The sequence below is a fragment of the Pseudomonas sp. NFPP24 genome, from assembly GCF_900112095.1.
GTDB lineage: Bacteria > Pseudomonadota > Gammaproteobacteria > Pseudomonadales > Pseudomonadaceae > Aquipseudomonas > Aquipseudomonas extremorientalis.
Genome location: NZ_FOKD01000007.1, coordinates 360,191 through 379,859 on the forward strand (window position 1 = coordinate 360,191; position 19,669 = coordinate 379,859).

Here is a 19,669-nt window from a genome sequence, read left to right on the forward strand (position 1 = left end):
GGGATACAAAACTTTTCAAATCCTGCGTGTACAGCCGAAGAGGGCCTGACGTACTTTTCTGCAAGGTTTACGAACAATAAGAAAAAGGACGTTCCCATGCGCCACCCGCAAAACGACATGATCACCTGGGGCATGATGCTGCGTAAGGTGCCGGCCATTGTTCGTGCTCTGCCTCGGGTGGTGCGCGGCATGCGGGCCGCCAATGTCACCGACCCCGCTCAGCCCTGTGGCCTGGGCTGGCAGTTTGAACAAGCCACCCTGCGCAACCCGGATGGCACAGCCTTGTTGTACGGCGACCGCGTGCTCAGCTACAGCGAAGCCAACCAGCAGGCCAACCGTATTGCCCACCATCTGCAAGCCCAGGGCATCGGCAAGGGCGATGTGGTGGCGATCTTTATCGAAAACCGTCCCGAGTTGCTGCTGAGCGTGCTGGCCGTGGCCAAGCTGGGCGGCGTCTGTGCGATGCTCAATACCGCGCAGACCCAGGCGGCGCTGCTGCACAGCCTCAACCTGGTGAACCCGGTGGCGATTGTGGCCGGTGCGGAATTGGTGGCTTCCTATGACGCGGTACGTGAGCAGGTGGGCATTTCCGCTGAACGCACTTGGTTTGTCGCGGACCAGCAAGCCAATGCGCTGCCCGATGGTTATTGTGACCTGATGGCTGCCAGCGCCGGTGGCCCGGTAGATAACCTGCCGAGTACCGCGCAGATTTTCTTCAACGACCCCTGCTTCTATATCTATACCTCCGGCACCACCGGGCTGCCCAAGGCCGGCATCATGAAACATGGCCGCTGGACCAAGACCGCGATCAGCTTCGGCAGCATTGCGCTGGACATGGGGCCGGAGGATGTTCTTTATTGCACCCTGCCGCTGTACCACGCCACCGGCCTCTGTGTGTGCTGGGGCGCGGCGATTGTCGGGGCGTCCGGTTTCGCTATCCGGCGCAAGTTCAGCGCCAGTCAGTTCTGGGAGGATGCGCGCAGATTCAAGGCGACCACCCTCGGCTACGTCGGCGAACTATGCCGCTACCTGCTCGACCAGCCAGCGGCCGAAAACGACCGTGATCACCGCGTGACCAAGATGGTCGGCAATGGCCTGCGCCCTGGCGTGTGGGCGCAGTTCAAGGCGCGCTACGGCGTGGCGCATGTCTGCGAGTTGTACGCCGCCAGCGACGGCAATATCGGTTTTACCAACATATTGAATTTCGACAACACCGTCGGCTTTTGCCTGCAACACTGGGCGTTGGTGGACTACGCCCACGACACGGGTGAACCGATCCGTGGCGGCGATGGTTTCATGCACAAAGTGAAGACCGGCGGGCAGGGCTTGTTGCTGGCCAGGATCGATGAAAAGTCGCCCTATGACGGTTACACCGACCCGGAAAAAAACCGCAAGGTGATCCTCACGGATGTGTTCGAGAAGGGCGACCGCTACTTCAATACCGGCGACCTGGTGCGCAGCATCGGCTTCGGCCATGCACAGTTCGTCGACCGCCTGGGCGACACCTATCGCTGGAAGGGAGAAAACGTCTCCACCACCGAAGTGGAGAACATCTTGTTGCAACACCCGCAGATCGCTGAAGTCGTGGCCTATGGCGTGGAAATCGAAAACACCAACGGCCGTGCCGGCATGGTCGCCATCACCCCGAGCGAATCGCTGGCTGCCCTGGACATGCGTGAGTTGCTGCAGTTCGCCCACGGCCAGTTGCCGCACTATGCCGTGCCATTGTTCCTGCGGATCAAGGTGAAGATGGAAACCACCGGCACCTTCAAATATCAGAAGGTGCGGCTCAAGGAGGAAGCCTTCGACCCGGACAAGGTGGGCAATGACCCGGTCTACGCCTGGCTGCCGGGGTCGGACAGTTATGTGCCGGTCACCGGGCAATTGCTGGCGCAGATCCAGGGTGGGCATTTTCGTTATTAAAGTAGCGCCATTGATTCTGCCTATGGCCGCTTTTGACAAAAAAGCCATGACAGGGGGGAACTCCCTCGCGACACTGGGCGCCATATAGAGGACCAGACAAGGAGCCCCACATGTCAGACCAAGCCAAACAAATGACCGAAGACGAAGCCGCCGAATTTGCCGAGCAGGTCTTCGACGTTGCCCGCAAAGGCGACGCCGCCATGCTCGCTGCGCTGCTGGCCAAAGGCTTGCCGGCCAACTTGCGCAACCACAACGGCGACACCTTGCTGATGCTCGCGGCTTATCACGGCCATGCCGAGGCAGTAAAAGTGCTGCTGGAGTTCAAGGCCGATCCGCAGATCGCCAACGACAAGAACCAGCTGCCGATGGCCGGTGCAGCGTTCAAGGGCAACCTGGGCGTGGTCAAGGCGCTGATCGACGGAGGCGCGCCGGTGGACGCCGCGTCTTCCGACGGCCGTACGGCGTTGATGATGGCGGCGATGTTCAATCGCGTGGAAATGGTCGATTACCTGCTGGGGCAGGGCGCCAACCCCAAGGCCACCGACGCCAATGGCGCCACCGCACTGGCCGCGGCGCAGACCATGGGCGCGGTGGATACGGCGGCGCAGTTGCAGAAACTGGTGTAGGCTACGCGCCCTCAAAAGCCAGCCCGCTACAGGACCATTCCCATGAAAACCGCCCTCGTCGAACTCATCAGCAAAATCAGCGCCGGCGTCATGGGTGAGGACGAGGTGGCGCGCATCGCCGATGAGGCGGCCCAGGCCTACGCCGACCCGGCCGCGTTTCTGGCGGCCAACCCGGATATCAACTACGACGACACCTTCCCCATCCCACTGGGTGAGTGGGTGGTGGTCGGCAGCCTGCCGGACACCGTGCTGTTCCAGGCCGACACCTATGGTGACCTGTTCGCGCAGATCGTCGCGTCGTTCGGCCCGGGCGTTGCGTTCAACCTCAAGCCCAAGCAACTGGCCAAGACCGAAGACTTGACCGCACTCAACCGCATCCAGATCCAGATGAGCGCCCTCAGCCCGGAGGATGGCGGCTATGTGCTGCTCAACTTCAGCCAGCTGCTGGATGACGAGATCCAGGCGGTACTGGTCTACGGCAACGACCTGCCGCGCGTGCTGGAGCTGTGCGCCGAAGTCGGCATCAAGGGCGAACCGTCCCTGGAAGCGCTGAAAGTCGCGGTTCACGTCTGAAATAAAACGGAACCCCCGCCAGGGCTGACTATCCTACAAGGGCATGCCCTCACTTAGGAGCGACACCATGGGTTCCACGTTTAATAGCTTGATCGGGCTGATCATCCTCGCGCTGGATATCTGGGCGATCATCAACGTATTCAAAAGCGGCGCAAGCACGGGCGCCAAGGTGTTGTGGATCTTGTTGATCCTGCTGCTGCCGGTGCTGGGCCTGATCATCTGGGCGATTGCCGGACCACGGGGTAATGTGCGGATCTGATCTCGCACACCACCTGGCAGCTGTCGAACCCTGGCTCGGCAGCTGTCGGGCCACGGCTTTTCCCTTCAATTCATTTTGTGTTTCGAAATATTCGCTGCACAAAATTTTCACATCCCTTCCAAGACAATTCGCCGGCTTTATCTTCCTGCCAAGGCCCTGTCCCAAGAGCCACTAAAGGCGGAGCGCCGGTGCACGTTCAGTAATTAATAGCCTTGCCGCCGTTGATCGGGCACCATTCGCGCCACTGCACTACTTCGTCACTTAAACTTCCAATGGGTCCTGAAACGACATGGCAAACCCGGACGCCCTGAGTCAGCAGCGAGCTTCTAATCGCCTGCTGCAACCGACCGTCAAATCCCATCTGGCGTACACGCTGCTCTGCGCACTGGTCATGATGGTGATGTTCTCCCTGCTGCGCCTGGCGCTGCTGGTGTACAACCGCGAAATGATCCTCGACACGCCGGCCTCGACCTTCCTCGAAGCGTTCGGCAATGGCCTGCGCCTGGACATTCGCCTGGTGATGTACCTGCTGGTCCCGCTGCTGCTGGCCTTGTTCAGCGTCCGCGCCATGGCTGCGCGCGGGTTCTTCCGTTTGTGGCTGACCGTCGCGTCCAGCATCGCCCTGTTCCTGGGCCTGATGGAAATGGACTTCTACCGCGAGTTCCACCAGCGCCTCAACGGCCTGGTCTTCCAATATGTGAAGGAAGACCCGAAGACCGTGATGAGCATGCTCTGGTACGGTTTCCCGGTGGTGCGCTACCTGCTGGCCTGGGCCGTGGGTACGTTGATCCTGAGCATGGCGTTCAAAGGCGCCGACCGCGCCACACGCCCGCGTGGCCCGTTCAGCGGTGGCAGCATCGGTACCCGCCAGGTCGCGCCGTGGTACACGCGCATCGCGGTGTTCGTGGTCTGCCTGCTGATCGCCGTGGTCGCCATCCGTGGCACCCTGCGCCAGGGGCCGCCGCTGCGTTGGGGGGATGTCTACACTACGGATTCGAACTTCGCCAACCAGTTGGGCCTCAACGGCACCTTGTCGCTGATCGCCGCGGCCAAGTCGCGGTTCTCCGAAGATCGCTCCAATATCTGGAAGGCCACCCTCGACCAGCCGCTGGCCACCCAGACCGTGCGTGACATGCTGGTGCTGCCGCAAGAGAAACTGGTGGATACCGACATCGCCGCCGTGCGCCGCGACTACATGCCGCCGGCCGAGAAGACCCTGCCGATCAAGAACGTGGTCGTGATCCTCATGGAAAGCTTCGCCGGTCACTCGGTCGGCGCCTTGGGTCGTCCGGGCAACATCACGCCGTACTTCGACAAACTGTCCAAGGAAGGCCTGCTGTTCGACCGTTTCTTCTCCAACGGCACCCATACCCACCAGGGTATGTTCGCCACCATGGCGTGCTTCCCGAACCTGCCGGGCTTCGAATACCTGATGCAGACCCCGGAAGGCAGCCACAAGCTGTCGGGCCTGCCGCAGTTGCTCAGCGCGCGCAAGTTTGACGACGTGTATGTGTACAACGGCGATTTCGCCTGGGACAACCAGTCGGGCTTTTTCAGCAACCAGGGCATGACCAACTTCATCGGTCGCAATGACTTCGTCGATCCGGTGTTCTCCGACCCGACGTGGGGCGTGTCTGACCAGGATATGTTCAACCGTGGCCTGGAAGAGCTCAAGGCGCGTGAAGGTGGCAAGCCCTTCTATGCGTTGCTGCAAACCCTGTCCAACCACACGCCGTACGCGTTGCCGACGCCATTGCCAGTTGAGAAAGTCACCGACCGTGGCAGCCTCAACGAGCATTTGACCGCCATGCGCTACTCCGACTGGGCCCTGGGCCAGTTCTTTGAGAAGGCCCGCAAGGAGCCTTACTTCAAGGAAACCCTGTTCGTCATCGTGGGTGACCATGGCTTCGGCAACGAACAGCAGATCACCGAAATGGACCTGGGCCGTTTCAACGTGCCGATGCTGATGATCGCGCCAGGCATGCAGGAAAAGTTCGGCGAGCGTGACCACACCGTGGGCACCCAGATCGACATCGTGCCAACCATCATGGGGCGCCTGGGTGGCGATACCCTGCACCAGTGCTGGGGCCGTGACCTGTTGAACCTGCCGGAAGGCGATAAGGGTTTTGGTGTGATCAAGCCATCGGGCAGCGATCAAACCGTGGCATTGGTGACGGCAGATCGCATTCTGGTGCTGCCGAAGGAAATGCCACCGAAGTTGTGGGAATACGAACTGGGCGCCAACCCAACCGGTAAAGTGATCCTCGAGTCGCCGGACGAGGCGGCACTGAAGCAGAAACTCGAGTCGTTCCTGCAGACCGCTACCAAGAGCCTGTTGGATAACACCGCAGGTGTGGTCAACGGCAAGCCGGACTAATTAACCGGCCATAAAAAAGAGGCCCTTTAAAGGGCCTCTTTTTTTGCCTGGCGTTTATATACGCCCAAGCAACAACAGTACCAGCAGCACCACCAGGACAACGCCCAGGATACCCGACGGGCCATAACCCCAATTACGTGAGTGAGGGAACACTGGCAGACCGCCGACCAGCAGGAGGATCAAGATAATGATCAGAATGAGGCTCATGGTTTTTTTCCTTATTGGCCTTCTGCAAAGACCGGTTGTTTAACGATAGGCCCGCATATTAAAGACAGACGCCTTAACAACTCCGACTATGCTTCTTCGCAGAAAATTCAGTATTTTTTTAAAGCATTTCGCACACAGGCTTATTTCTTTTAATGCGCTCGCAACTAAACCTGTTAGTTGAAAAATATTGAACTTAGGCTATACGCAAACATCCGACCCGGCCCACGGTTTGCCAGGGGCATTCATCACTCTGATGGTGGGTGGGTGTAGGAAAAACCTTCGCTACACTGCCGGTCACTTCTTCCGTGAACCACAAGGCAACTTCCTATGCAAAATCGCATGATGATCACTGGCGCCGGGTCCGGCCTGGGTCGTGAAATCGCTCTGCGCTGGGCCCGTGAGGGCTGGCAGTTGGCCTTGTCGGACGTGAGCGAGCCCGGCCTGCAGGAAACCCTCAGGCTGGTGCGCGAGGCCGGTGGCGAAGGTTTTATCCAGCGCTGCGACGTGCGCGACTACAGCCAGCTCACCGCGTTTGCCCAGGCCTGTGAGGTCAAGCTGGGCGGTATCGATGTGATCGTCAACAACGCAGGCGTGGCGTCAGGCGGTTTCTTTGCCGAGTTGTCCCTGGAGGACTGGGACTGGCAGATCGCAATCAACCTGATGGGCGTGGTCAAGGGCTGCAAGGCGTTCCTGCCGCTGTTGGAAAAGAGCAAGGGCCGCATCATCAACATCGCCTCCATGGCCGCGCTGATGCAGGGGCCGGCCATGAGCAACTACAACGTAGCCAAGGCGGGTGTGGTGGCGTTGTCGGAGAGTCTGCTGGTGGAGCTCAAGCAGCAGGAAATCGGTGTGCATGTGGTGTGCCCATCGTTCTTCCAGACCAATCTGCTGGATTCCTTCCGTGGGCCGACCCCGGCCATGAAGGCCCAGGTGGGCAAGTTGCTGGAAAGTTCGCCGATTTCGGCGGCGGATATCGCCGATTACATCTACCAGCGGGTCGCGGAAGGTGAGTTCATGATCCTGCCCCACGAACAGGGGCGCGTGGCATGGGCGTTGAAGCAAAAGAACCCGCAGTTGTTGTATGACGAAATGACCAGCATGGCCGACAAAATGCGCGCCAAGGCACAGGCCGCCAAAGGCTGACCGGGAAGTGGTCTGTCAGGCATTTTACCTACACATGTAAGTAGTGCCTGATTTCACGGCAAGCCATTGATGCACACCACAGCCTGCGCGCATGGTCGAGGTCCTTTCACTGTTAAAAGGACAACCGCCATGCTGGTTTTAAGCCGCGCCATAGGCGAAGTCATCTCCATTGGCGATGACATCGCCGTGCATATCCTCGAGTTGAACGGTACCCAGGTGAAGTTTGGCGTTGAAGCGCCGGCCGGGGTGCATGTACATCGCGCGGAGGTGCATCAGAAAATCCGCGAGCGCCAGGCCGCCAGCCCCCATCCGGTGCCGGTGCCCAATCTCTGACGTCAGTCGAACAGATGCTTGGGCACGTCGTGCTTGAGCATCAACTGGCACTGCTCGCTTTCCGGGTCGAACACGATCAGCGCCTGGCCCTTGGTCAGTGCCTGGCGCACGCGCAGTACGCGGGTTTCCAGCGGCGTGTCATCGCCATTGTCGGTGCCGTCGCGGGTCACGAAGTCTTCGATCAGGCGTGTGAGCGTGTCGACTTCAAGTGCATCGTAGGGAATCAGCATACAAGCCTCGGGTGATGGATCCCGGCGATCCTACTGCGCCGGGACCGTAGTTGCCAGTCTCAGGACTTGTTGCCCACCAGGCTATCCACCGACGGCACTCGCGTGTCGCTTTCCATCTGCGTCTCGTGCTCGATCTGGTGACTGAACCGGTCCAGGGAACCCTGTGCCGGCTGTGCATCGCTGGCGAACACGGGCGGGCTGAGAATGTAGGCGCCCAATAGACGACTCAGCGCCGCCAGACTGTCGATATGCGTGCGCTCGTAGCCGTGGGTCGCATCGCAGCCGAACGCCAGCAACGCGGTGCGGATATCGTGGCCGGCGGTGACGGCCGAGTGCGCGTCGCTGAAATAGTAGCGGAACAGGTCGCGGCGCACCGGCAATTCGTGTTCCGACGCCAGGCGCAGCAAATGCCGCGACAGGTGATAGTCATACGGCCCGCCGGAATCCTGCATCGCCACGCTCACCGCATGCTCGCTGGAGTGCTGGCCGGGGGCGACCGGCGCAATGTCGATGCCGACGAACTCACTGACGTCCCAGGGCAGCGCGGCCGCTGCGCCACTGCCGGTTTCCTCGGTGATGGTGAACAGCGGATGGCAGTCGATCAGCAACGGCTCGCCACTGTCGACGATGGCCTTGAGCGCGGCCAGCAGCGCGGCAACGCCGGCTTTGTCGTCCAGGTGCCGGGCACTGATGTGCCCGCTCTCGGTGAACTCCGGCAGCGGGTCGAAGGCGACATAGTCACCGATGCCAATGCCCAGGGAATCGCAGTCGGCACGGGTGGCGCAGTAGGCATCCAGGCGCAATTCCACATGGTCCCAGCTCACCGGCATTTCATCCACGGCGGTATTGAACGCATGCCCGGAGGCCATCAACGGCAACACACTGCCACGGATCACGCCGTTATCGGTAAACAGGCTGACGCGGCTGCCTTCGGCAAAGCGGCTCGACCAGCAACCCACCGGCGCCAGGCTCAAGCGGCCATTGTCCTTGATGGCGCGCACGGCGGCGCCAATGGTGTCCAAGTGTGCTGATACCGCACGGTCGGGGCTGTTTTTCTGGCCCTTGAGGGTGGCGCGGATGGTGCCGCGCCGGGTCATTTCAAAGGGGATGCCCAGCTCTTCCAGGCGCTCGGCGACGTAGCGCACGATGGTGTCGGTAAATCCGGTGGGGCTGGGAATGGCGAGCATTTCCAGCAGCACTTTTTGCAGGTAGTTCAGATCCGGTTCGGGGATGTTTCGGCTCATAAAGACTCCTGATGAGGTGTGGCGAGCAGCCGTGTTGTGGCTAGCTGGCTCACCACAAGAGGTCCCCTGGTCACAGGGTTATTGAGTAGCAGGCTGGCTGTGGGGAAACAACAAATCCACAAACTTCTCCGCGGTCGGTTGCGGCTCATGATTGGCCAGGCCGGCCCGTTCGTTGGCTTCGATAAACACGTACTCGGGTTGATCGGCGGCGGGCACCATCAGGTCCAGGCCCACCATGGGAATATCCAGGGCGCGGGCGGCGCGCACGGCGGCGTCCACCAGCGTGGGGTGGAGGATGGCGGTGACGTCTTCCAGGCAACCACCGGTATGCAGGTTGGCGGTGCGGCGCACGGCCAGGGTCTGGCCACGGGGCAGGATGCTGCTGTAGTCATAGCCAGCGGCTTTCAGGGTGCGTTCGGTCTCACCATCCAGAGGAATTTTACTTTCACCATCGGTGGCGGCCTGGCGACGGCGGCTCTGGGCTTCGATCAATGCGCCAATGGAGTGATGGCCGTCACCGGTGACTTCCGCAGGACGGCGGATCGCGGCGGCCACCACCTCGAAACCGATGACCAGGATGCGCAGGTCCAGCCCTTCGTGAAAGCTTTCCAGCAACACGCGGCTGTCGAACTGCCGCGCCGCTTCAATGGCTTGCTGCACCTCTTCGATACTTTGCAGATCCACGGCGACGCCCTGACCCTGCTCGCCATCCAGCGGCTTGACCACGATGCGCTGGTGCTCATCGAGGAACTCCAGGTTGTCATCCGCGCTGCCCGCCAGTTGCTGCGAGGGTACTTTCAAATCGGCGGCCTTCAGCACTTTGTGCGTCAGGCTTTTGTCCTGGCACAAGGTCATGCTGATCGAGCTGGTCAGGTCGCTCAAGGACTCACGGCAACGCACACGGCGCCCGCCATGGCTCAGGGTGAACAGCCCGGCATCGGCGTCATCCACCTGTACATCGATACCGCGCCGATGGGCTTCCTCGACGATGATCCGCGCATAGGGGTTGAACCCCGCCTGCGGGCCAGGGCCGAGGAACAACGGTTGGTTGATCCCATTCTTGCGCTTGATCGCAAAGGTGGTCAGCGCGCGAAAACCGAGCTTGGCGTAGAGGTTCTTGGCCTGGCGGTTATCGTGCAGCACCGACAGGTCCAGGTAGCTCAGGCCACGGCTCATGAAGTGCTCCACCAAGTGACGCACCAGCACTTCGCCCACGCCGGGGCGCGTGCACAGCGGGTCGACTGCCAGGCACCACAGGCTGCAACCGTTTTCCGGGTCATGAAACGCCTTCTGGTGATTCAGCCCCATCACGCTGCCGATCACCGCGCCGCTGTCTTCATCTTCCGCCAGCCAGTACACCGGGCCGCCCTGATGGCGCGGCGTGAGGCGTTCAGCGTCGACCGGCAACATGCCGCGCCCCTGGTACAGTTGGTTCACCGCCAGCCAATCGGCCTCGGTCTGCACCCGCCGGATGCGGAAGCCGCGAAATACCCGGGTAGCCGGGCGATAGTCGCTGAACCACAGGCGCAGCGTGTCGGAGGGGTCGAGAAACAGCTGCTGGGGATCGATGCCCAGGATCTGCTGGGGCGCCGCCACGTACAGAGCAATGTCACGCTCACCCGGCTGCTCATGGAGCAGTTCCTGGGCCAGGCTGGCCGGGTCGGGAAAGGTATGCCCGATCAGCAACCGGCCCCAGCCGCAATGCACCGCAATCGGCTCGGCGGCCAATGGGCTGCCGTCTTCCGCGAGGCGCGCCTGCAGGCGCTCGTAGGTCGGCGCCTGGCCCTTGATCAAGCGTTGGCTATAGGCCGCTGCGAGAGGTTTCATCAATCAGATTCCTTGTTCGCTGAGCCACAGGTTCAGCGCTGCCAGTTGCCACAGCTTGGAGCCACGCAACGGCGTCAATTGGCCCTGCGGGTCGGTCAACAAGCGGTCCAGCGCGGCGGGGTTGAACAGGCCGCGATCCTGGCTCGGGTCGAGCAGCAGTTCGCGTACCCAGTTCAAGGTATCGCCCTGCAAGTGCTTGAGGCCCGGCACCGGGAAGTAACCCTTCTTGCGGTCGATGACTTCGCTCGGAATGACCCGGCGCGCCGCTTCTTTCAGCACTTGCTTGCCGCCATCGGGCAACTTGAATTTACCTGGCACGCGGGCCGACAGCTCCACCAGGCGGTAGTCCAGGAACGGCGTGCGCGCTTCCAGGCCCCAGGCCATGGTCATGTTGTCGACACGTTTGACCGGGTCGTCCACCAGCATCACCGTGCTGTCCAGGCGCAGGGCCTTGTCCACGGCCGCATCGGCGCCGGGCATGGCGAAATGTTCGCGCACGAAATCACCGGCTGCGTCGTTGGCGGTCAGCCATTTGGGCGCGACGGTGGCGGCATAGTCTTCGTAGCTGCGGTCAAAAAATGCATCGCGATAAGCCATATAGGGATCGGCGGCACCGTCGACCTGCGGGTACCAGTGGTAACCGGCGAACAACTCATCGGCGCCCTGGCCGCTTTGCACCACCTTGCAGTGCTTGGCCACTTCCCGCGACAGCAGGTAGAAGGCGATGCAGTCATGGCTGACCATCGGCTCGCTCATGGCGCGAAACGCCGCTGGCAGTTGTTCGATGATCTCCCTTTCGGCGATGCGCAATTGGTGGTGGCGCGTACCGTAGTGTCTGGCGATCAGGTCCGAGTACTGGAACTCGTTGCCGGCCTCGCCACCGGCGTCTTCAAAGCCGATGGAAAAGGTCGACAAATCCTGTACGCCGACTTCACGCAGCAGGCCGACGAGCATGCTCGAATCGACCCCGCCGGAGAGCAGCACACCCACATCCACCGCGGCACGTTGACGGATGGCCACGGCTTCGCGAGTGCTGTCGAGCACGCGGTCGGTCCAGTCTTCCAGGCTCAGGTTTTTTTCATCTTCGCGCGGGCCGTAGGGCAGGGTCCACCAAGTTTGCTGTTCAGTCTTGCCGCTGGCATCGATACGCATCCAGCTGGCCGGCGGCAGTTTTTCGATGCCCGCCAGCAAGGTGCGTGGTGCCGGCACCACCGCATGGAAATTCAGGTAGTGATTCAGGGCTACCGGATCGAGGATCGGGTTGATATCGCCGCCCTTGAGCAGCGCCGGCAAGGCCGAGGCAAAGCGCAGGCGCTGGCCGGTGCGCGACAGGTACAACGGCTTCACGCCGAGGCGGTCGCGGGCGATGAACAGGCGCTGGGCATCACGTTCCCAGATGGCGAAGGCAAACATGCCGTTGAGCTTGGGCAAGAGTGCCTCACCCCAGGCGTGGTAACCCTTGAGCAACACTTCGGTGTCGCCGCCGGAATAGAAGGCGTAACCCAGGGCTTCCAGCTCTTCGCGCAATTCCGGGAAGTTATAGATCGCACCGTTGAAGGCCAGGCTCAGGCCCAGGTGCGAATCGACCATCGGTTGGGCCGAGCCGTCCGACAGGTCCATGATTTTCAGGCGCCGATGGCCCAGGGCAATCGGCCCCTGGGCATGAAAGCCCCAGGCGTCGGGGCCTCGCGGGGCCAGGTGATGGGTGATGCGTTCAATCGCCGCCAGGTCGGCAGGTTGGGCATCGAAACGTAATTCTCCAGCTAATCCGCACATAAATTCCTTACCGGTTTTTCCGTTGGGGAGCATAAAACTCAATACGCCCAAAAGGGCGCGTACCCAGAAACTGACACGGGGCTATTCGTGGAGTTTTAGATCAATCGGTTATAAGCAGGGCGGGTCTGTCGCAAGGCGGTATACAAATACCCGGTTGTGACCCAGGCCAGGCTTATCGTTTGGCGTCATGTTCAGCTGGCTGAGGAAACATGCCGATGACGCAAAACCGCGATTTGAGTGAGGTCGCCGCAGGGGCGACCCAGGATGAACTGGACAGGGCATTGCTCGACATGACCGCCGACCTGGACAAGGCGCAGGTTTTGCGCAAAACCCTGCCGCACTGGTTGGTTGAGGCCGACGCTTCGACACTCATGGCCCTTGAGCAGGCGCATATCGACAGCAAGGCGATCCGTGAGAACGTCCGTTATCTATTACAGCGTCTGGAACCGCTGGATCAATACTGCGCAGAGCGCTTGACCAATTTTCTGCGGGCCAAAGGGGTTGAGTCGCCGGATGTCAGGCAAGACCTGCTGGAGTTGCCCAAACGTAAGCTCACCGGCGTCAGCCCTGACCTGGGGGGCGGCTTGCTCCAGACCGTTACCTATACAAAGCAAAGCCTGTTGCATGCAGCGATGCAGAACTTCTCTGACGCGCGCGCCGAGCCCGGGGGCATGTCCGTCGCCGCTGTGGTGCGCTCTGCGGCCACCAAGCAGCCGATCGTCGGGATGACGGTGCCCGAATTTGTCGGTTATTGCCGGGAGCTGGATCTGGGGGCGCTCTATCAAAAGCACATCGAAGAGGTCTTCGACCTGCCCGACCCGAAAAGCAAAGAGGAAGTCAGCTCCTACAACCAGGCTGCTGTCAGTATTGGCCTGGGCAAACTCATGGACATGCGCATGGATCTGCATATTGCCTTGTGCAAGGGGCATATCGAAGCCGGGACCTACGCGCGGTTGCTCAAGTTGATCGGGTTCGACCGTCCGGCCAGTGAACTCAAGAGCAAGTTGCCGGGCAACGACCTGATCAATTGGCAGGGCTTGAACATCGATGACACCTGTGTGTGGAGTGTATTGGTGTTTTCCGGCAGCGTACCGGGCAGCCTGGATACCGGCCCCTTTATTGTCTACATGCCGAACGAACCCTCTAGGCCCTGGTACGAGTACCCGACGCTGGAAGACTTCAAGCTGTACTTGTCCTTGAAGCTGCAAATCAAGAGCTACCGGACGTTTTTCGAAGGGTACCTGGATGAGTCCAACCGCCTGGATTTTTTCGAATCGTTCGACATGACGCGCAAGGTTGGCCAGCTGCGCGCCTTACCCGTCACGACCAGCCTGACGGGGTTCTTCTTCCAGGCATTCGTCGGCAAGATTCAATTGGATGCGTTAGTGCTGGCGGTGCCCAAGGCCCAGGTCGACCAGCAAGCCAGTGAAGAGCGCACGCAGCGCTATCTGGACCTGGGGCTGGACCTGCTGAATGTGGCGTCGTTGGTGGTGCCGGTGTTGGGTCAGTTGATGCTCGGGGTAGCCATCGGACAGCTGTTGGGGGAAGTGTTCGAGGCCGTCGAGGACTGGCAGCACGATGAACATACCGAGGCCCTCAGGCATCTGGTGAATGTGGCCGAAAACGTCGCGGCCATGGCTTTGTTTGTGGCAGGGGGGCGGGTCGTGGGGACGTTGAAGCGCACCCTGACAACCTCTACGGAGTTCTTCGAGAAGTTCGAAACCGTTACCACTGCCGACCAGGGCCAGAAACTCTGGCGGCCAAGGCTCAATACCTATCGACAGCCTGAGCCGGTCGCACACCAGGCCGTGGCCAATTCTCGAGGCGTCTACCAAGTCAACGGCCGCTCTTACATCCGGATGGGGGGAAACCACTATTCGGTTGCCTTCGATACCAGACTGCAGAAGTGGCGGGTTATTCATCCACAGCGCCCGCAGGCTTACCGCCCGCCGCTGGAGCACAACTTCCGTGGTGGCTGGCAGCACGTCTACGAGCGCCCCTTGCAATGGGAAGACCTCGTCTACAGCCTCAGGCGACTGGATCCAAGCCTTGAGGAATTGCCCGCTGAGCCGTTGTCGAACCTGGCAACCCTCACCGGAATGACCCTGCCACACTTGCGGGCATTGGGCAGTGCCTACGAGCCGTTACCCGAGCGTTTTCATGACAGCGTGCTGCGCTACAAGCAAAACGACAGGGTTCGTGAACTGATGGAGTACCTGGCGCGTGGTGAACGTCCGGATGCGAGTACCGCACGCGCCCAATTGTTCGCATTGCCGCTGGTGCCAGGCTGGCCCCAGGGGCGTTTTTTCGAGGTGCTGGACGAGGAGGGCGAACTGCTGGAAAGGCATCCGGAAACAGCACCTTTCGATTATGAGGACCTGAGCATCCATATTACCCGCAAGGAGTTGAGGGACGGGCGGGTCATGGACACCTTGCTGGAGCATCTGAGCGACGAGGAGCGTGTCGACCTGTTGGGCAAGGGCGTGGCGGAAGACGACATGCGCAGCACACTGGAGCGGCGTCTGCTGGACACGCTGCGTAGCCGGCATCAAACCGTACTCGACCGTTTGTACACCTATTACGCCGGTGTTGCCCTGAACGAATTGGTGCCGTTGTGCGACCGCTTCAAACAACTGCCACCCCGTGTGGCGTGGGAGCTGTACTCACAGGCCACATTGTGGGAGCGCCGGTATTTGCGCACCACTGGCCGAGTACCACTGGTGCTTGCCCAGCGGGCACGCGAGGCGGTGGACCAGTTGGAGCAGGACCGTGCGCTGATGGGCCTGTACTGGCCGGAGTTGGCGGGGGACGGCACCCGACGCGTGGCCGTCGGTATGCTGGAGCGAATGCCCGGCTGGCCCCGAGACCTGGCATTGCAGGTACGCAGGCACACCCTGAGCGGGGAGGTGCTGGCCGAGGCGGGCGCTTCAACAGCTGCGACGCAGAGGACGCTGGTCAGTACGCCCCAGGGGTATCAGGCCTTCGATCAAAAAGGCAAGGCCCTGGGGCCGGTCGCGACAGGCGCGGACGGCTTGTATACGGCGCTGTTCGATAGCCTGCTGCCACGCCAGCGCATTGCATTGAAGCTCCAGGCTGAGAATGAGGCGGCCGACCTGCGGGGCCGCCTGCGTGCCACCACGGTGCATGAGCGTGACAGAGTCGCCCGTCACCTGTGGCCGGAACGCGGGCTGCTGGACGAAGAACCGCTGATCTGTACCCAGTCGGCGCGGGGCGAGGCAGGGCATTTCCCGGCGGCGTTGGTGCGTAAGGTCAACAAGCTTTATCCCTTGTTCAGTCCGTCGCAGGTCAACGATTTCTTGCGCGATGCGGGCCATGATCACCTGTCTCGTGCCAAGGCGGTCCAGGCACGTGAGCAGGAGTTTGAAGCGCTGCACACGGCACTCAAACGCTGGCGTGCCGAGAGGTCTGTCAATATCGTGCAGGCCGACCCCCTGTGGGACTATCGATTGAGTCGCCACCAGGCGGCGAAAAGCATCGAAAAGTGCTGGCGACGGATGTCGACCCTGCCCGACGAGCGCGCCAGCCAGGTTCCAGGGCTGTTGCTCGATGATATGGTCATCGGCCCTCTGCCGACATTACCCGCACAGGTGCGCTTCGATCACGTCGAGCATTTGTCATTGCGCCGTTTGAACCTGACCGACGATGTGGCGTATTTCCTCAGCCACTTCAAGGGGCTGCGCACCCTTGAACTGGGCGAAAACCAGATTACCCGGCTACCTGAAGCCCTGTCGCACATGCCGGGCCTGGAGCGGTTGTACCTGAGCAACAACAAACTCCAGCTCACCGAATACACCCGTGCCAAGCTGGCCGATCTGACGCGCCTGAAGGTGTTGAGCCTGGCGGATAACCCGCTGCTGGACCCGCCGGATATCAGCCGTATGTTCGCGCTGCGCAACCTGGTGTTACGCAACTGCCGGCTCAAGGAACTGCCCAAGGACCTGTGGCGCCTGCCTTATCTTGAACAGATCGATTTGCGCGCCAATGACATCAGCGTGCTGCCGGAGTGGCTGTTGCGCGTGCCGCGAAACTTTGCCCTGGGTGTCAACTTGCGGCACAACCCGTTATCGGCTCAAAGCCAACTGGCCCTGAAACATTACCGGCAGGCGTACGGTCCGGGCATGGGGTTCCTGGAAGATGATATTGCGCGTTTGAACGAGCAGAGCGCGCGCGAACTGTGGCTGGCGGACGAACGGATGGCGGGCTATGCGGCGAAGAAACTCACGTGGACGGGCCTCAAGGACGATTACCGGTCGGACGCCCTGTTCAAGTTGCTCGCGGAACTGGGCGGCACCAAAGACGCCGAGTTCGTGCGTGAGGACCTGCAGCGCCGCGTATGGCGGGTGCTGGAGGCTGCCGCAATGAACAGCGAACTGCGTGAGGAAGTATTCGAACGGGCCGCCACGCCGATCAATTGTGACGATGCCGCCGCCGTCAACTTCAGCAGCCTGGAAGTCCTGGTGGAAATCAGCGATGCCAAGGCCCTCATCCAGGGGCGTGCGCTGACGCCCAGGCCGCTGTTGAAACTGGGTCGTGGCCTGTTTCGCCTGGAGCAGTTGGAGGCGATTGCGCGCCGTCACAGTGGCCTGCATCCTGCCGCCGATCCATTGGAGGTCAGCCTGGCTTTCCGCACAGGCCTGGTCGGCGAATTCTATTTGCCCGGCCAGCCTCGGCACATGCGTTATTCGCGGCTGGGTGAGGTCACTCAGTTGGCGCTGGATGAAGCCAAGGCTGAAGTCACGCTGGCCGAGCTGTCCCCCGAGCTGATGACGTATCTCAAGAAGCTGCCGTTCTGGACCGACTACCTCAAGCGTGCCCATGCGGCTCGCTTCGAGGCCTTGAGTTCGCCCTATGACGAGCGCCTCAATGACATCTTCGAGCAAAGCCTGGTACTGAGCGATGCCGATTACCGTAGTCGCATGCACACCGTCCTCAGTGAACGGGAGCAGGCTGAAAGCGCGCTGATCGAGCGCTTGACCGAGGATGCCATCAGGGCCGAAGGGCTGGGCTCCGTGTGTGAGGCCCCAGCCGGTTGATCACTCGACCTTGCCGGTGGTGGTACGGATCAGCGCCCGCACGGCAAACCGGTTGGGGTGGCAGGCGTCAGCCACGGCGCGCGGCACCGGCAACGGCTCGCTGTCCAGCCAGGCGGCGAGCAACTCCGCACTCAGCGGGGCGGTGATCAGCCCCCTTGAGCCATGACCGCTGTTGACGTAAAGCCCGTCCAGCCAGGGGCAAGCGGTGCCTGGCACTTGCCGGGCGTCCTTGCGCAGGGCGGCGTAAGCCTGGTCGAACGCCTGGCGGTCAGCCAGTGGTCCCACAATCGGCAAGTAATCCGGGCTGGTGCAGCGGAACGCGGCGCGACCTTCCAGGGTCGCCGGCTCCAGGGTGTCGGCGCCCAGGCGCTGGGCCAGGTCCTCGGAGATGCCCATGAGCAGCTCCAGGTTTTCGGCATGTTCAGCGGCGGTGGGCGTAAGGTCATCGCTTTTGAAGTCGAAACTGGCGCCCAGGGTGTGTTCGCCCAGGCGTGGCGGGGCGACGTAGCCTTCGGCGCACACCACCGTGGCCAGGGCCTGGCTGTCGGCGGTCTGCGGCAAACGGGTGATCTGCCCGCGAATGCGCTTGAGGGGCAGGTCGGCGAACCGCTGGACTTCGGCGGCGCCGGCCAGCACCGCCACGCTGGCGCTGGCCAGCAGGTGTTCACCGTCCCAGGCTTGCCACTGACCGTCGACATGACGCAGGTCGAGCACATCGTGGTGGGTTAGCACGGTCACGCCCGGTTGATGGGCTTGCCACTCGCACAATGCCGGTGGGTGCACCCAGCCGCCTTCGGGGAAAAACAGCCCACCGTGTGCCAGTGCGATACCGGCGCGGGCCTGGGCCTGGTCGCGGTCGAGCAGGTGCAGCAAGTCCGGCGCGAAGGCAGCGGCCAGTTGCGCCTGGCGCTGGGCCTCCTTGGCATCGAAGGCCAGTTGCAGCACGCCGCAACCGTCCCAGTCGACGCCGCGATGCAAGTGCTCCAGCACTCGACGGGTATAGCCGAACCCGGCCATGATCAACTGCGACAAGGCAGTGCCGTGGGCCGACAGTTTCAGGTACAGCACGCCCTGGGGATTGCCGGAGGCTTCCCGCGCCACGCCGTCATGGCGCTCCAGCAGGCTGACTTGCCAACCCCTGGCCGCCAGGCTGGCCGCCGTCGCACAGCCCGCCAGGCCGGCGCCGATCACCAGTGCGTGGCGGTCACCCGTAATGGCGGGTGGCCTGGCGAACCACGGCTTGGCCGCGACCGGTACCGGCGTGTCGGTCGGCCAACCGAGAAACTCCCCGCGCAGGATCTCCCACTTGTGGCCAATGCCCGGCGTACGTTTCATCTTGAACCCGGCGGCGTTGATCAACCGACGCACCCAGCCGGTGCTGGTAAACGTGCTGATAGTCGAGCCTGGCGCCGCCAGGCGTGCCAGTTCGGCAAACAGCTCGGCGGTCCACATATCCGGGTTTTTCGCCGGGGCGAAGCCGTCCAGGAACCAGGCGTCTATCTGCGCGTCCAGTTGGGGCAGTTGCTCCAGGGCGTCGCCGATCAGCAGGGTCAGGGTCACGCGACCGTTATCCAGCACCAGGCGCTGGAAGCCCTGATGGATGGCAATGTATTGCGCCAGCAGTTGTTCGGCGAAGGGTTGCAGTTCCGGCCAGAGCAGCAGGGCGCGTTGCAGGTCGGCATGGCTGAGCGGGTACTTTTCCACGCTGACGAAATGCAGGCGCGCACCGGCCACGGCGTGTTGTTCGAACAGTTGCCAGGCGCAGAGGAAATTCAACCCCGTGCCGAACCCGGTCTCGCCAATCACCAGCCGCCCACCGGCGGGCAGCGCGGCAAAGCGCTCCTGCAAACGGTTCTGTTCGAGGAACACGTAGCGGGTTTCTTCAAGGCCTGACTTATCGGAAAAGTACACATCGTCGAAGATCCGCGAGTGCGGGCGACCTTGGTCATCCCAGTCGAGTTGGGCGTGGGTGATGGGGTTCATGGGCGGCTCGGTAAAGGCAAGGCCGCCATTCTAGCCGATCAACCGGCATTGAATTGACCCATGGCAAGCGCCGGTGGAATTTCCTCCCGCGTATTGCTGCCTAATCCGCTAGTC

General features: G+C 61.7%; 14 protein-coding genes. 8 read left to right on the top strand and 6 right to left on the bottom strand.

From position 1 onward, the window contains the following. The first annotated feature begins 96 nt into the window (after nucleotides 1-96). The 5 genes from BM026_RS17680 to BM026_RS17700 all read left to right on the top strand — a co-directional run bounded on the left by BM026_RS17680 (nucleotide 97) and on the right by BM026_RS17700 (nucleotide 5,758). Nucleotides 97-1,923, top strand: coding sequence for a long-chain-acyl-CoA synthetase (locus BM026_RS17680; protein WP_093529566.1), 1,827 nt, complete (start codon nucleotides 97-99; stop codon nucleotides 1,921-1,923). Nucleotides 1,924-2,033: 110 nt separating this feature from the next. Then, on the top strand, nucleotides 2,034-2,549 hold the full coding sequence (locus tag BM026_RS17685) for an ankyrin repeat domain-containing protein (RefSeq protein ID WP_093513973.1): 516 nt from the start codon (nucleotides 2,034-2,036) through the stop codon (nucleotides 2,547-2,549). A 42-nt stretch (nucleotides 2,550-2,591) separates the two neighbouring features. After that, nucleotides 2,592-3,122 (top strand): hypothetical protein, encoded by a 531-nt coding sequence (locus BM026_RS17690; RefSeq protein WP_071492765.1) that lies wholly within the window; start codon nucleotides 2,592-2,594, stop codon nucleotides 3,120-3,122. Between the two features lie 67 nt (nucleotides 3,123-3,189). After that, nucleotides 3,190-3,381: a PLDc N-terminal domain-containing protein gene (locus BM026_RS17695; protein WP_003192770.1), complete on the top strand. Its 192-nt coding sequence runs from the start codon at nucleotides 3,190-3,192 to the stop codon at nucleotides 3,379-3,381. A gap of 289 nt (nucleotides 3,382-3,670) precedes the next feature. Continuing rightward, complete coding sequence (locus BM026_RS17700; RefSeq protein ID WP_093529569.1) at nucleotides 3,671-5,758, top strand: LTA synthase family protein; 2,088 nt, start codon at nucleotides 3,671-3,673, stop codon at nucleotides 5,756-5,758. Between the two features lie 54 nt (nucleotides 5,759-5,812). Here the strand turns inward: BM026_RS17700 and BM026_RS17705 are convergent, their stop codons facing one another. Continuing rightward, nucleotides 5,813-5,965: a DUF3309 family protein gene (locus BM026_RS17705; RefSeq protein ID WP_015885095.1), complete on the bottom strand. Its 153-nt coding sequence runs from the start codon at nucleotides 5,963-5,965 to the stop codon at nucleotides 5,813-5,815. Between the two features lie 327 nt (nucleotides 5,966-6,292). Here BM026_RS17705 and BM026_RS17710 point away from each other — a divergent pair, with 327 nt between their 5' ends. Continuing rightward, nucleotides 6,293-7,108 (top strand): SDR family oxidoreductase, encoded by an 816-nt coding sequence (locus tag BM026_RS17710; RefSeq protein WP_093529571.1) that lies wholly within the window; start codon nucleotides 6,293-6,295, stop codon nucleotides 7,106-7,108. Between the two features lie 129 nt (nucleotides 7,109-7,237). Next, nucleotides 7,238-7,441: a carbon storage regulator CsrA gene (csrA, locus tag BM026_RS17715; RefSeq protein WP_093529573.1), complete on the top strand. Its 204-nt coding sequence runs from the start codon at nucleotides 7,238-7,240 to the stop codon at nucleotides 7,439-7,441. A gap of 2 nt (nucleotides 7,442-7,443) precedes the next feature. Here csrA and BM026_RS17720 read toward each other — a convergent pair whose 3' ends face one another. From BM026_RS17720 to BM026_RS17735, 4 genes are all read right to left on the bottom strand, one after another. After that, nucleotides 7,444-7,671 (bottom strand): YheU family protein, encoded by a 228-nt coding sequence (locus BM026_RS17720; RefSeq protein ID WP_003192759.1) that lies wholly within the window; start codon nucleotides 7,669-7,671, stop codon nucleotides 7,444-7,446. Between the two features lie 59 nt (nucleotides 7,672-7,730). After that, nucleotides 7,731-8,915: an osmoprotectant NAGGN system M42 family peptidase gene (locus BM026_RS17725; protein ID WP_093529575.1), complete on the bottom strand. Its 1,185-nt coding sequence runs from the start codon at nucleotides 8,913-8,915 to the stop codon at nucleotides 7,731-7,733. Nucleotides 8,916-8,993: 78 nt separating this feature from the next. Then, nucleotides 8,994-10,742 carry an N-acetylglutaminylglutamine synthetase gene (gene ngg, locus BM026_RS17730; protein ID WP_093529577.1) on the bottom strand — a complete coding sequence of 583 codons (1,749 nt, stop codon included), beginning with the start codon at nucleotides 10,740-10,742 and terminating at the stop codon, nucleotides 8,994-8,996. 3 nt (nucleotides 10,743-10,745) lie between these two features. Then, entirely contained in the window at nucleotides 10,746-12,518 is a 1,773-nt protein-coding gene (locus BM026_RS17735; protein WP_093529579.1) for an N-acetylglutaminylglutamine amidotransferase, read from the bottom strand. 215 nt (nucleotides 12,519-12,733) lie between these two features. On the opposite strand from BM026_RS17735, the gene BM026_RS17740 reads away from it, so the two are divergent. Continuing rightward, nucleotides 12,734-17,572, top strand: a complete 4,839-nt coding sequence (locus tag BM026_RS17740) for an NEL-type E3 ubiquitin ligase domain-containing protein (protein WP_093529581.1) — start codon at nucleotides 12,734-12,736, stop codon at nucleotides 17,570-17,572. Here the strand turns inward: BM026_RS17740 and mnmC are convergent, their stop codons facing one another. After that, on the bottom strand, nucleotides 17,573-19,555 hold the full coding sequence (gene mnmC, locus BM026_RS17745; protein ID WP_093513968.1) for a bifunctional tRNA (5-methylaminomethyl-2-thiouridine)(34)-methyltransferase MnmC2/FAD-dependent 5-carboxymethylaminomethyl-2-thiouridine(34) oxidoreductase MnmC1: 1,983 nt from the start codon (nucleotides 19,553-19,555) through the stop codon (nucleotides 17,573-17,575). Nucleotides 19,556-19,669 lie beyond the last annotated feature (114 nt).

Coding starts and splice junctions, on each gene's coding strand:
- BM026_RS17680 (WP_093529566.1), top strand. CDS start 97: ATGCGCCACCCGCAAAACGACATGATCACCTGGGGCATGATGCTGCGT.
- BM026_RS17685 (WP_093513973.1), top strand. CDS start 2,034: ATGTCAGACCAAGCCAAACAAATGACCGAAGACGAAGCCGCCGAATTT.
- BM026_RS17690 (WP_071492765.1), top strand. CDS start 2,592: ATGAAAACCGCCCTCGTCGAACTCATCAGCAAAATCAGCGCCGGCGTC.
- BM026_RS17695 (WP_003192770.1), top strand. CDS start 3,190: ATGGGTTCCACGTTTAATAGCTTGATCGGGCTGATCATCCTCGCGCTG.
- BM026_RS17700 (WP_093529569.1), top strand. CDS start 3,671: ATGGCAAACCCGGACGCCCTGAGTCAGCAGCGAGCTTCTAATCGCCTG.
- BM026_RS17705 (WP_015885095.1), bottom strand. CDS start 5,965: ATGAGCCTCATTCTGATCATTATCTTGATCCTCCTGCTGGTCGGCGGT.
- BM026_RS17710 (WP_093529571.1), top strand. CDS start 6,293: ATGCAAAATCGCATGATGATCACTGGCGCCGGGTCCGGCCTGGGTCGT.
- csrA (WP_093529573.1), top strand. CDS start 7,238: ATGCTGGTTTTAAGCCGCGCCATAGGCGAAGTCATCTCCATTGGCGAT.
- BM026_RS17720 (WP_003192759.1), bottom strand. CDS start 7,671: ATGCTGATTCCCTACGATGCACTTGAAGTCGACACGCTCACACGCCTG.
- BM026_RS17725 (WP_093529575.1), bottom strand. CDS start 8,915: ATGAGCCGAAACATCCCCGAACCGGATCTGAACTACCTGCAAAAAGTG.
- ngg (WP_093529577.1), bottom strand. CDS start 10,742: ATGAAACCTCTCGCAGCGGCCTATAGCCAACGCTTGATCAAGGGCCAG.
- BM026_RS17735 (WP_093529579.1), bottom strand. CDS start 12,518: ATGTGCGGATTAGCTGGAGAATTACGTTTCGATGCCCAACCTGCCGAC.
- BM026_RS17740 (WP_093529581.1), top strand. CDS start 12,734: ATGACGCAAAACCGCGATTTGAGTGAGGTCGCCGCAGGGGCGACCCAG.
- mnmC (WP_093513968.1), bottom strand. CDS start 19,555: ATGAACCCCATCACCCACGCCCAACTCGACTGGGATGACCAAGGTCGC.